The following is a 12,392-nucleotide window of genomic DNA, read 5'->3' on the forward strand; positions in this document are numbered from 1 at the left end:
TTACTTACGCTTTGATAGCTTTCAGTACGTTAATCATTTCCAGTGCGGTCAACGCTGCTTCCGCACCTTTGTTGCCGGCTTTGGTGCCGGCCCGTTCTATTGCCTGTTCAATGCTTTCCGTCGTCAGCACGCCGAAGGCCACGGGCAGCTCACTGCTCATGGCGACGTCTGATAAACCGGAGCTGCACTCGCCGGCGACATATTCAAAATGCGCGGTGCCGCCACGGATTACCGTGCCAAGCGCCACCACGGCGTCAAATTTTTTACTATTGGCCAATGCGCGGGTTGCCAGCGGCAGCTCGTAGGCGCCCGGTACCCAGACTACGGTGATATTGTCGTCTTTCACCTGGCCGATACGCTTGAGGGCATCAATAGCGCCTTCCAGCAGGCTGTCATTGATGAAGTGGTTAAAGCGCGCAATCGCAATCGCTATGCGGGCATCCGGAGTGGCGACAACACCTTCAATAACGTTCATGGCTTTCCTTCAATTGACAAATGGCGGTAATTGCCCACAAGGGGGCGGATTCTAACATATTCTTTTGCCCGCTGCTCGGGCCAATTACTGCCCGTGGCGCGGTTTAAGCCGCAGGCGGATATCCGGCCCGACCTGGCACAGGTCGGTAAAGTCAAACGCCGGCGCCTGCGCCAATGTCTCCAGTCCCGGCAGGTCGCATAACCCGCGCGCGCCGGCGCCGAGCAGCCTGGGCGCCAGGTAGACGATCAGTTCATCCACCACCCCGGCGTCAAGCAAGGCGCCGGCAAGCGAAGCTCCGGCCTCGACCCACAGGCTGTTTACCTGGCGCCGGGCCAGCAACATCAGCAGCGCCACGATATCGATATGCGCCGTTCCGCCCGGCGCGCCTGCGGCGGCGGGCACCGTCAGCTGTTCGACGTCCTGTGGCCATGGCTGCGAATCGGGCCGCAGACGGGCGAGCACGGTCTGTCCGGCCTGGGCCACCAGACGATGCCGGGGCGTAACCCGATTCCGGCTATCGATAACCACCCGTAACGGCTGGCGCAGCGATGCCTGGGGATACATCTCGCGAATGTTCGGCGGCAGTGAGTCCCAACGCACCGTGAGGGCGGGATCGTCGGCCAATACCGTGGCGGCGCTGGATAAAATGGCGCCGGCCTGGGCGCGGAAAACCTGCACATCCCGGCGGGCCTGGGGCGAGGTTATCCACTGGCTTTCACCCGAGGCCATGGCGGTACGGCCGTCAAGGGAGGCGGCAAGCTTGAGCTGCACATAGGGAAAACCGGTGCGCATGCGTTTGAGAAACCCCGGATTCAGCGCCTCGGCATCCTTCATCATCAGACCGTGCTCAACCGATACGCCGGCCTGGCGCAGGAGATACATGCCGCGCCCGGCAACCTGGGGATTGGGATCTTGCATCGCCACCACCACCCGCGCCATCCCGGCCGCCACCAGCGCGTCGGCGCAAGGCGGCGTGCGGCCGTGATGGCTGCAGGGCTCAAGGGTAACGTAGGCGGTGGCGCCGCGCGCCGCGTCGCCCGCCATGCGCAGGGCATGGACTTCGGCATGGGGCTCGCCGGCGCGCAGATGGTAGCCCTCGCCGACAATATGCCCGTCGCGCGCAATGACGCAGCCGACGTTGGGATTGGGCGCGGTGGTAAAGCGGCCGCGCCGCGCCAGCTCCAGCGCGCGCGCCATGTAGAGTTCATCAAGCGGCATAGCGTGGTCCTTAATCCTGGAGGCGGGCGATTTCTTCGCCAAATTCGCGTACATCCTCAAAACTGCGGTATACCGAGGCAAAACGGATATACGCCACTTTGTCGAGTTTTTTCAGGGCGTCCATCACCAGGTTGCCGACCATTTTACTCGGGACTTCCCGTTCCCCGGTCGCGCGCAGCTGGGATTTGATATGGTTGATGGCCATTTCGACGTCGTCGGAATTTACCGGCCTCTTTTCCAACGCTTTCAGGAATCCGCCGCGCAGCTTGTCTTCATTAAAGGGCTCGCGGATCTCGTTACTCTTGATAACCCGGGGCAGGACCAGCTCCGCCACCTCAAAGGTGGTAAAGCGCTCATTGCAGACCAGGCACTGGCGCCGGCGCCGGACCTGGGAGCCTTCACCCACCAGGCGGGAATCAATGACCTTGGTATCGACTGCGGAACAAAAGGGACAATGCATAAGGCGTCCTGCGCGGCTGAAACGGATAAGGTAGTTTAGCGCGAACCGCGCCGACAACAAAGAGGGCCGCCGCCGGTAACCGCGGGATTCGGTATCCCCGCCTGCTAACATTTCATGACTTTCCGCGTGTTCCGGGCTAAGCTGTATTTAACTGACAGAAAAAGGAAACTGTTGCTATGACAATCAGTTATCGTTCGCTTTACGCCACCCTCGCCCTGCTGTCCCTTGCGGGTTGCGCGCAACAACCGAACCCTAAAATCCCCGAATTGAAAAAGGAAATCGGCCAGCTTAACCAGCGCCTGCAATACCTCAACGATCAGGCCTCGGCGCTGATGCAGCAAAACGCGCTCAATGAGCAGTCCACCAGCGGCGTTTATCTCTATCCGGCGGCGCAGGCCGCGGCGCAGGTGGACAGCGCTATCGGCAGGCTGCAGGTCAGCCTGGGCGCGGTGGAAACCGAGGCCAACGGGTCGCGGGCGCTGCTGAGCATCCGCACCGCGGACGGTTCGGCGCTGCCCCCGTTCCATGCGGTGGTCGATTGGGGCCAGGTGGATCCCGCCTCCGGCAAGCCGCTGACCGCCGATACGCTTAGCCAGCCGATCGTGGTGCCGGCTTCCCTGCTGCCGAAACCGGAAGCCACGCTTGAGCTGCGGCTCAGCGGCCTGACGCCGGAACAGGTGGGCTTTGTCCGCCTGCGCGATATCATCCGCAACGCCCCCGAGACACCGCCCGCCCCCGATGCGGTAAAACCACTGTCGCGGCAGTAGCCGCGCCCGCCCGCCGGTAAACGGCCATAAAAAAACCCCGCTGCTGCGGGGTTCCTGAATGTCATGCCGGCAGCGCCTTTTATGGCAGCAGCGAAGGCTGATCGGCGCCCTCTTTCTCGACTTTCTGCTGCATCATGTGTTCGCGCTTCATTCCCAGCTTCAGCGCCAGGGCGGAAGCCACATAGATGGAGGAAACCGTACCGATGGAAACGCCGATAAGCATGGTCAGCGAGAAGCCTTCCAATATCGGACCGCCAAAGATAAACAGCATCAGCACCACCATCAGCGTGGTGGCCGACGTCATGATGGTCCGGCTTAAGGTCTGGGTCAGGGACACGTTGATGATTTCATAAGAACTGCCGCGGCGGATCTTGCGGAAGTTTTCACGAATACGATCCGAGACCACGATGCTGTCGTTAAGCGAATAACCGATGACCGACATCAGCGAGGCGATAATGGTCAGGTCGATTTCCACGTGGAACAGCGACAGCACCCCCATGGTGATCACCACGTCATGGGCCAGCGCCAGCACCGCCCCCAGCGCCAGGCGCCATTCGAAGCGGATGCCGACGTAAATCAGGATGGAGATCAGCGCCACCAGCAGCGCCATGCCGCCGGCCTGCGCCAGATCGTTGCCCACGCTCGGCCCGACGAATTCGATGCGTTTGACTACGGCGTTCTGCTCGAAGGTCTGGTTGATCACGCCGAGCACTTTATTGCCCAGTTCCTGACCCGCGCCATCCTGCACCGGCGGCATGCGCACCATCACATCGCGGCTGCTGCCGAAGTTTTGGATCAGCGGCTCCTTGAAACCGGCTTTCTCCAGCGCGTCGCGCATGGCGTCCAGATCGACGGTTTTCTCCAGGTTCAGTTCAATCACCGTACCGCCGGTGAAATCCAGGCCCCAGTTAAACCCCCTGACCGACATGATGGCGATCGAGATGACCAGCAGCGTAATCGAGATACTGAACGCCACATAATCCCAGCGCATAAAGTCATAGACTCTACGGCCGTAATTCAAATCTTCAACACTATGTTGCTGAGCCACAGCCCACTCCTAAATTGACAGCTTGTTGATGCGTTTACCGCCGTAAAGCAGGTTAACGATGGCACGCGTGCCGACAATCGCCGTAAACATCGAGGTGGCAACCCCAATCGCTGTGGTAATGGCAAAGCCCTTGATAGAGCCGGTGCCGACCGCATACAGGATAATGGCGGTAATCAGCGTGGTGACGTTGGCGTCAACGATGCTGGAGAATGCGCCGCGATAGCCTTCATGGATTGCCTGCTGGACCGATCGTCCGTTTTTCAGCTCTTCCTTGATGCGCTCGTTGATCAGCACGTTGGCATCCACCGCCACCGCAAGCGTCAGCACGATCCCGGCGATACCCGGCATGGTCAGCGTCGCCCCCGGCAGCAGGGACATGATGCCCACGATCATCACCAGGTTGGCCACCAGCGCGGTGGTGGCAATCAGGCCGAATTTACGATACCACACCACCATAAAGACAATGGACGCCACCAGTCCCCACAGGCAGGCTTGCAGCCCCTGGGTAATATTCTGCATGCCGAGGGTCGGACCGATGGTACGCTCCTCGACAATCTGGATCGGCGCAATCAAAGCCCCGGCGCGCAGCAGCAGCGAGAGCTGGCGCGCTTCATTCGGATTATCGATGCCGGTAATGCGGAAGCTGTTGCCCAGGCGCGACTGGATGGTCGCGACGTTGATAACCTCTTCCTGTTTCACCAGGATCGAGCGGCCGTTGGCGTCTTTTTTACCACTGTCCTTATATTCCACGAACAGCGTCGCCATCGGCTTGCCGATATTGTCCTTGGTGAAGTTGGACATATTGGTGCCGCCGGTGCTGTCCAGCGAGATATTGACCTGCGGGCGGTTATATTCATCGGCGCTGGAGGTGGAGTCGGTAATATGATCGCCGGTGAGGATAACGCGTTTGTAGAGGACGACCGGCTGGCCGTCACGGGTGGATTTCACTTCGGAATCCCCCGGTACCCGGCCGCTGGCGGCCGCGGTGCGGTCTACCGTGCTATTGACCAGGCGGAACTCCAGGGTGGCGGTGGCGCCGAGGATTTCCTTGGCGCGCGCGGTGTCCTGGATGCCCGGCAGTTCAACCACGATACGGTCGGCGCCCTGGCGCTGCACCAGCGGTTCGGCCACGCCGAGCTGGTTGACGCGGTTACGCAGGATGGTGATGTTCTGCTGTACCGCGTATTCCCGCGCCTCGCGCAGGCGGGTATCCGCCATGACGGCGCGCAGGCCGGTGTCGCCGACGCTGCTGAACACCAGATCGCGATGGCGCGGGGTCAGGTAGGAAACCGCCTGGTCGCGGGCCGCCGCGTCGCGAAAGCCCACTTCGGTGCCATTGTTGTCGGTTTTACGCACGGTGGCGTAGGGGATCCCTTTTTCACGCAAATCGGTGCGCAGGGTATCCATGGTCTGCTCCTGGAGTTTGCCCAGGGCAGTATCCATATCCACTTCCATCAGGAAATGGACGCCGCCACGCAGATCCAGGCCCAGTTTCATCGGTTCGGCGCCCAGCACCGATAACCACGGCGGGGTGGCCGGGGCCAGGTTAAGCGCAACGATATAATTTTCGCCAAGCGCGTTTAACAACGCCTCGCGGGCGCGCAACTGCACGTCCGGATTGCTGAAGCGCGCCAGGATGGCGCCATTTTCCAACGCAATAGACTTGCTGGTGATATTTTGTTCTTTTAACACATTCTGGATCTGGACCAGCGTCGTCTCACTGGCGGCGGCACCGCGCGCGCCAGTGATTTGTACGGCCGGATCCTCACCATATAGGTTTGGAAGCGCATACAGCAGCCCGACGACCAGCGCCAGGATCAGCATGATGTACTTCCATAAAGGATAACGGTTTAACACGGCAGTTCCCTTCGGGAAAATCGTTAATTACAGCGCTTTCATCGTACCTTTCGGCAGAACGGCGGCCACGAAATCACGTTTGATGACCACTTCGTTGGTATCGTTGAGCGCGATGGCGATATAGCCCGTGTCCGCGACTTTGGTCACGCGTCCGACCAGGCCGCCGGTGGTCAGCACTTCATCACCCTTGCCGATGGAATCCATCAGCTTTTTATGATCTTTGGCGCGTTTTTGCTGCGGACGCAGGATCATAAAATAGAAAATCAAACCAAACACCACCAGCATGATCACCAGAGAGTAAGGACTTCCCTGGGACGGGCCGGTGGCTGCGCCGGCGGCGTCAGAACTGAAAAAGCTCATTTAAATTCCCTCATTGTTATATAACTCAACGGCTAACGGCGGAACGGGTAACCCCCTCCGACCATAAAATTCTTCCACGAAACGCCCTAATTTACTCTCATCGATGGCCTGGCGTAAACCTGCCATCAGACGCTGATAATACCGCAGGTTGTGGATGGTGTTCAGACGGGCACCCAGTATTTCGTTGCAACGGTCGAGATGATGCAAGTACGCGCGGCTATAATTGCGACAGGTGTAGCAATCACAATGCTCATCCAGGACCGATGTATCGCTTTTATGGCTGGCGTTGCGGATCTTCACCACGCCGCCGGTGACGAATAAGTGGCCGTTGCGCGCGTTGCGGGTTGGCATGACGCAATCGAACATGTCGATACCGCGCCGCACCCCTTCCACCAGATCCTCCGGTTTGCCCACGCCCATCAGGTAACGCGGTTTATCCGCCGGGAGCTGCGGGCAGACGTGCTCCAGGATGCGATGCATATCCGCTTTCGGCTCGCCCACAGCCAGGCCGCCCACAGCGTAACCATCAAAGCCTATCTCTACCAGTCTTTTTACCGATACATCTCGTAAATCTTCGTAAATACCGCCCTGGATTATGCCGAACAGCGCATTTTTGTTTTGCAGTTGATCAAAACGCTCGCGCGAGCGGGCCGCCCAGCGCAGCGACATTTCCATCGATTTTTTCGCGTAGTCGTGCTCGGCCGGGAAAGGCGTGCATTCATCGAAGATCATGACGATATCGGAGCCGAGATCGTATTGGATCTCCATCGATTTTTCCGGACTCAGGAAAATCGCGTCGCCGTTAATCGGATTGCGAAAATGCACGCCCTCTTCGGTGATCTTGCGGATATCCCCCAGGCTGAAGACCTGGAAGCCGCCGGAATCGGTTAGGATCGGGCCGTGCCACTGCATAAAATCATGCAGGTCGCCGTGCAGTTTCATAATTTCCTGCCCCGGCCGCAGCCAGAGATGAAAGGTATTGCCCAGCAGGATCTGCGCGCCGGTTTCGGCCACTTCCTCAGGCGTCATGCCTTTTACCGTGCCGTAGGTGCCCACGGGCATGAACGCCGGGGTTTCCACCGTGCCGCGCTCGAATGTCAGGCGCCCGCGGCGCGCCAGGCCGTCAGTGTTGATTAATTGATACTTCACTCGTCCTCCGGCACCGGATAAACAGTCCGATGCGGTCATTGCCGGCACCCTATTGTCCCGACAAAAAAAAGCCCGGCGGATAGCCCCGCCCGGCCGGTTATGCTTCCCCGATGCTTTCCTGCGCCGCCCGGGGATTGGCGGTGATGAACATGGCGTCGCCATAGCTGAAGAAACGGTAGCGTTCGTTAACCGCCGCCTGGTAAGCCGCCATAGTATGCCGGTAACCGGCGAAAGCGGATACCAACATAATCAGGGTTGACTCAGGTAAATGAAAATTGGTTACCAGCACGTCGATAACGCGAAAGCGGTAACCGGGGTAAATAAAGATATCGGTGTCGCCGAAAAATGGCGCCAGGGGTCCATCGCCGGCGGCCCTGGCGGCGCTTTCCAGCGATCGCACCGAGGTGGTGCCCACCGCCACCACCCGGTTGCCGCGCGCTTTGCAGGCCAGTACCGCGTCCACCACCTGCTGCGGCACTTCGGCGTATTCAGTGTGCATGACGTGTTCTTCAAGCTGGGCGACGCGCACCGGCTGGAAGGTGCCGGCACCGATATGGAGCGTGACAAATGCCATTTCGACGCCTTTGCCGCGCAGCGCGTCCAGCAGGGGCGCATCGAAATGCAGGCCGGCGGTGGGCGCCGCCACCGCGCCGGGACGTGCGCTGTAGACCGTCTGGTACAGCTCGCGATCGGCGGCTTCGTCCGGGCGATCGATGTAGGGCGGCAGGGGGATATGCCCGGCATCGTTCAACAGCGTCAAGACGTCCCGTTCTTCGTTGAAACGCAGCTCGAACAGGGTATCGTGGCGGGCCACCATGGTGGCGCTGATGCTCTCATCGTCGCCCAGCAGCAGCGCGCTTCCGGGCTTGGGCGCCTTGGAGGCGCGCACATGGGCCAGTACGCGGTGTTCGTCCAGCACCCGTTCCACCAGCACTTCGATCTTGCCGCCGCTGGCCTTGCGGCCGAACAGCCGCGCCGGAATCACCCGCGTATTGTTGAATACCAGCAAATCGCCGGGGCGCAGCTTATCCAGCAGATCGGTAAATACGCCATGGCTTATCCCGCCCGTCGGTCCGTCGAGGGAGAGCAGGCGGCAGGCGCTGCGCTCCGGCTGGGGATAATGGGCAATCAGGTTTTCAGGAAGATCAAATGAGAAATCGGCCACTCGCATTTCGGTTCACTTTACGCAAAAAACAGGCGGCTTAGTCTAGGGCTATGCGGCGGCGCCTGCAAGAAATAAGCGGATGCCAACCTTTTTTAACCTATACTCATGGCATGAATTTTCTTGCCCATCTTCATCTCGCCTCCCTGGCGCAAAGCTCATTACTGGGCAACCTGATGGCGGACTTTGTCCGCGGCAATCCCGACGGCCAGTTTCCGGAGCCTGTGGCGGCTGGCATTCGTATGCATCGCAGGATTGATGTCATTACCGATAGCCATCCCGAAGTGAAGGCCGCCAAGGCATTGTTCAGCGCCGATTACCGGCGGGTGGCGCCGATTGCGCTGGATGTGGTGTGGGATCATTTCCTGGCGCGTCATTGGCGGCGGGTCGAGCCTGAAGTGTCGCTGCGGCGTTTCGTGCAGCGGGTTGAAGGTGAAATAAAGCCCGCCCTGCCGGGGACGCCGGAGTCCTTTCAAGCGCTGAATGACTATTTGTGGCGCGAGCGCTGGCTGGAGCGTTATGCCGAGCTGGGTTTTCTGGCGCCGGTCTTTAACGGTATGGCCAGCCGTCGCCCCAGGCTTGTGGCGCTAAGCGGCATCTTTCCTGAAATCGAACTGCATTACACGGCGCTGGAAGCCTGCTTCTGGCGTTTATATCCGGATTTAATGCAAATGGCGGGCCGGGGAGCCGGGAGTTTGTAAGTTTCGCTTGTGCATCATCGTTAGCGATTTTGCCCTTTCACCGGAAGGGGTTATTTTGTATTATAAATATTGAATTATAAGCGCTTCAATTGGTCAAAGCTATCTCACCGATTGGCGCCATGGCCTTTTACACCCGGGCGCGAGACCTTATACTGGCCCTCGTTTTGTTTCTTTTGTTAGCAACTCACTTAACCGCTTTTTACAGGAGTACTCATGGTACTGGTAACCCGTCAAGCCCCAGACTTTACCGCCGCAGCTGTATTGGGCAGCGGTGAAATCGTTGAAAATTTCAATCTGAAAAGCCATATCAAAGGCAAACCCGCCGTTATCTTCTTTTGGCCGATGGATTTTACGTTCGTGTGTCCGTCCGAGCTGATCGCTTTTGACAAGCGTTATGCTGAATTCCAGAAACGCGGCGTGGAAATCATCGGCGTGTCCTTTGACTCCGAGTTCGTTCATAACGCCTGGCGTAAAACCCCGGTGAACGAAGGCGGCATCGGCGAAGTGCAGTATCCGATGGTGGCCGACGTTAAGCATGAAATCATCCGGGCCTATGGTATCGAACATCCGGAAGCCGGCGTTGCGTTGCGCGGTTCGTTCCTGATCGATAAAGAGGGCGTGGTGCGTCATCAGGTGGTCAACGATTTGCCGCTTGGCCGTAACATTGATGAAATGATGCGTATGGTTGACGCGTTGCAGTTCCATGAGGAACATGGTGAAGTGTGCCCGGCCCAATGGGAAAAAGGCCAGGAAGGGATGGGCGCGTCACCGGAAGGCGTGGCGAAGTATCTGTCGGAAAATGCCAGCCGTTTGTAATAGTCTGTTGATTTTGCCCGCTTAAAGCGCGCGCGCGATAAATACCGTCGGATAACCGGCGGTTTTTTTATGTCTGAATACAATTGATGTATCGGCACGCTCTGCTTTGGGTTCGGTGTTGGCGGGCATACCGCGCCATGGGGCTCGGTTTGGCGGGGACACCACGCCCGATTCGACCCCATTGGCACGGTCTCCCTTAACACGTCTGCTTTGAGCGCGGTGTTGGCGGGCATACCGCGCCATGGGGCGCTCGGTCGGGCGGGAATACCACGTCCGATTCGACCCCATTGGCACGGTCTCCCTTAACACGTCTGCGTTGAGATCGGTATTGGCGGGCATACCGTGCCATGGGGCGCTCGGTCGGGCGGAATAACACGCCCGATTCGACCCCATTGGCACGGTCTCCCTTGAACACGTCTGCGTTGAGCTCGGTGTTGGCGGGCATACCGTGCCATGAGCGCTCGGTCGGGCGGGAATACCACGCCCGATTCGACCCCATTGGCACGGTCTCCCTTAACACGTCCGCTTTGAGCGCGGTGTTGGCGGGCATACCGTGCCATGGGGCGCTCGGTCGGGCGGGAACACCACGCCCGATTCGACCCCATTGGCACGGTCTCCCTTGAACACGGCTGCTTTAAGTCCGGTGTTGGCGGGCATACCGTGCCATGGGGCGCTCGGTCGGGCGGGAACACCACGCCCGATTCGACCCCATTGGCACGGTCTCCCTTAACACGTCTGCGTTGAGATCGGTATCGGCGGGCATACCGTGCCATGGGGCGCTCGGTCGGGCGGAATAACACGCCCGATTCGACCCCATTGGCACAGTCTCCCTTGAACACGTCTGCTTTAAGCTCGGTGTGGGCGGGCATACCGCGCCATGGGGCGCTCGGTCGGGCGGGAATAACACGCCCGATTCGACCCCATTGGCACGGTCTCCCTTGAACACGTCTGCGTTGAGATCGGTGTGGGCGGGCCTAGCGGGCGGTTGCCAGGCGGCGGTTTTTATGGCGTTGCATCAGGGCGTAGCTGGCAAGAAGCAGCACAATCCAGATCCCGCCGACATATAACGAAATACGCGTCACCGGGAAATAGCCGATCAAGCCGATGATAAACAGCAGGAACAATACACCCGCCGCCGAGGTCAGCGCGCCGCCCGGCAGGGGGAATGCCAGCGCCTTGGCCTGCTGTGGGCCGAGTCTGCGCCGAAAGCCGATTTGCGAGCATAGGATCATGATCCACACCCAGACGGTGGCAAAGGTGGCCAGCGACGCGATCACCAGGAAAATATTTTCCGGCATGATGTAATTCAGGTAAACCGCCAGCAGCAGCGCGAACATCATCACCAGCACCGTGACCCAGGGGATGCCGTTACGCGATACGCGGGCGAACATCTTGGGCGCGTGTCCCTGGCCGGCCATGCCGTGCAGCATGCGCCCGACGCCGAACACGTCGCTGTTAATGGCCGACAGCGAGGCGGTCAGCACCACAAAATTCAGAATGCCGGCGGCGGTATGGATCCCCAGCTTCTGGAAAGTGAGCACAAAGGGGCTGCCTTCGGTGCCCACCTGATCCCAGGGATAGATGGACATGATGACGAACAGCGTGCCGACATAAAAGACCAGGATGCGCCAGGGCACGGAGTTGATTGCCTTAGGGATCGATTTTTCCGGTTCATTGGCTTCGCCCGCCGTGATGCCGATAATTTCAATGCCGCCATAAGCGAACATCACCATTTGCAGCGACAGGATCATGCCCATTATCCCATGGCTGAAAAAACCGCCGTTGGACCAGAGATTGTGGATACCGGTGGGCTGTCCGCCGTTGCCCAGCCCCCAGATAATGATGGCGAACCCGGCCACGATCATCAGGATGATGGTGGCCACCTTGAAGAACGAGAACCAGAATTCCATTTCGCCGAAGGCCTTGACATTGAGCAGGTTGATGGCGCCGATTATCAGTACCACGCTCAGCACCCAGACCCAGTGCGGCACCGACGGAAACCAGACGCCCATATAGATGCCGAAGGCGGTGACGTCGGCGATGGCGACGATGAGGATTTCAAAGCAGTAGGTCCAGCCGGTAATATAGCCGGCAAGCCCGCCAAGGTTATCCTGGGCGTAACGGGAGAAGGACCCGGCATGGGGACTGTGTACCGACATTTCGCCAAGTGCGCGCATGATGATATACGCCACCACGCCGCCAATCATATACGCCAGCAGCACGCTGGGGCCGGCCATTTTAATGGCGTCGGCGGAGCCGTAAAACAGCCCGGTGCCGATGGCGGAACCTAAGGCCATAAATCGGATATGGCGGGTGGTAAGACCCCGTTTTAATGCGGAGGGTTGTTGTTGCATGACCCATTTACCCTGTTTTTTCAGT

The 12,392-nt window shown here is 59.2% G+C and carries 12 protein-coding genes; 3 read left to right on the forward strand and 9 right to left on the reverse strand.

The features are described 5' to 3' along the window. Positions 1 to 4: 4 nt before the first annotated feature. The 3 genes from ribE to nrdR all read right to left on the reverse strand — a co-directional run bounded on the left by ribE (position 5) and on the right by nrdR (position 2,153). A complete protein-coding gene (gene ribE / locus ACL2XN_RS11670) occupies positions 5 to 475 on the reverse strand; it encodes a 6,7-dimethyl-8-ribityllumazine synthase (protein ID WP_413730863.1) in 471 nt (156 codons plus the stop codon). A gap of 84 nt (positions 476 to 559) precedes the next feature. Continuing rightward, positions 560 to 1,693, reverse strand: a complete 1,134-nt coding sequence (gene ribD / locus ACL2XN_RS11675) for a bifunctional diaminohydroxyphosphoribosylaminopyrimidine deaminase/5-amino-6-(5-phosphoribosylamino)uracil reductase RibD (RefSeq protein WP_413730864.1) — start codon at positions 1,691 to 1,693, stop codon at positions 560 to 562. 10 nt (positions 1,694 to 1,703) lie between these two features. Further along, complete coding sequence (gene nrdR / locus ACL2XN_RS11680; protein WP_410016211.1) at positions 1,704 to 2,153, reverse strand: transcriptional regulator NrdR; 450 nt, start codon at positions 2,151 to 2,153, stop codon at positions 1,704 to 1,706. 176 nt (positions 2,154 to 2,329) lie between these two features. Between nrdR and ACL2XN_RS11685 the strand changes: the two genes are divergently transcribed. Further along, the gene (locus tag ACL2XN_RS11685; protein ID WP_410016212.1) at positions 2,330 to 2,920 is read left to right on the forward strand and encodes a DUF3251 domain-containing protein; all 591 of its coding nucleotides are present in this window, start codon (positions 2,330 to 2,332) and stop codon (positions 2,918 to 2,920) included. A 79-nt stretch (positions 2,921 to 2,999) separates the two neighbouring features. Here ACL2XN_RS11685 and secF read toward each other — a convergent pair whose 3' ends face one another. From secF to queA, 5 genes are all read right to left on the reverse strand, one after another. Beyond that, entirely contained in the window at positions 3,000 to 3,968 is a 969-nt protein-coding gene (secF, locus tag ACL2XN_RS11690; protein WP_410016213.1) for a protein translocase subunit SecF, read from the reverse strand. Between the two features lie 9 nt (positions 3,969 to 3,977). Then, a complete protein-coding gene (gene secD, locus ACL2XN_RS11695) occupies positions 3,978 to 5,825 on the reverse strand; it encodes a protein translocase subunit SecD (RefSeq protein ID WP_410016214.1) in 1,848 nt (615 codons plus the stop codon). A gap of 27 nt (positions 5,826 to 5,852) precedes the next feature. After that, the gene (yajC, locus tag ACL2XN_RS11700; protein ID WP_162367683.1) at positions 5,853 to 6,185 is read right to left on the reverse strand and encodes a preprotein translocase subunit YajC; all 333 of its coding nucleotides are present in this window, start codon (positions 6,183 to 6,185) and stop codon (positions 5,853 to 5,855) included. Then, positions 6,186 to 7,334: a tRNA guanosine(34) transglycosylase Tgt gene (gene tgt / locus ACL2XN_RS11705; protein WP_410016215.1), complete on the reverse strand. Its 1,149-nt coding sequence runs from the start codon at positions 7,332 to 7,334 to the stop codon at positions 6,186 to 6,188. 97 nt (positions 7,335 to 7,431) lie between these two features. Further along, positions 7,432 to 8,505, reverse strand: coding sequence for a tRNA preQ1(34) S-adenosylmethionine ribosyltransferase-isomerase QueA (queA, locus tag ACL2XN_RS11710; RefSeq protein ID WP_410016216.1), 1,074 nt, complete (start codon positions 8,503 to 8,505; stop codon positions 7,432 to 7,434). Positions 8,506 to 8,609: 104 nt separating this feature from the next. Here queA and ACL2XN_RS11715 point away from each other — a divergent pair, with 104 nt between their 5' ends. Together ACL2XN_RS11715 and ACL2XN_RS11720 are read left to right on the forward strand one after the other, a co-directional pair. After that, entirely contained in the window at positions 8,610 to 9,197 is a 588-nt protein-coding gene (locus ACL2XN_RS11715; protein ID WP_413730865.1) for an ACP phosphodiesterase, read from the forward strand. A gap of 213 nt (positions 9,198 to 9,410) precedes the next feature. Continuing rightward, on the forward strand, positions 9,411 to 10,013 hold the full coding sequence (locus ACL2XN_RS11720) for a peroxiredoxin C (RefSeq protein ID WP_331122721.1): 603 nt from the start codon (positions 9,411 to 9,413) through the stop codon (positions 10,011 to 10,013). 974 nt (positions 10,014 to 10,987) lie between these two features. Here ACL2XN_RS11720 and proY read toward each other — a convergent pair. Then, positions 10,988 to 12,367 (reverse strand): proline-specific permease ProY, encoded by a 1,380-nt coding sequence (gene proY, locus ACL2XN_RS11725; RefSeq protein WP_413730866.1) that lies wholly within the window; start codon positions 12,365 to 12,367, stop codon positions 10,988 to 10,990. Positions 12,368 to 12,392 lie beyond the last annotated feature (25 nt).

Origin of the sequence: Sodalis sp. RH22, from assembly GCF_047324165.1 — a bacterium.
Taxonomy (GTDB): domain Bacteria; phylum Pseudomonadota; class Gammaproteobacteria; order Enterobacterales; family Enterobacteriaceae; genus Acerihabitans.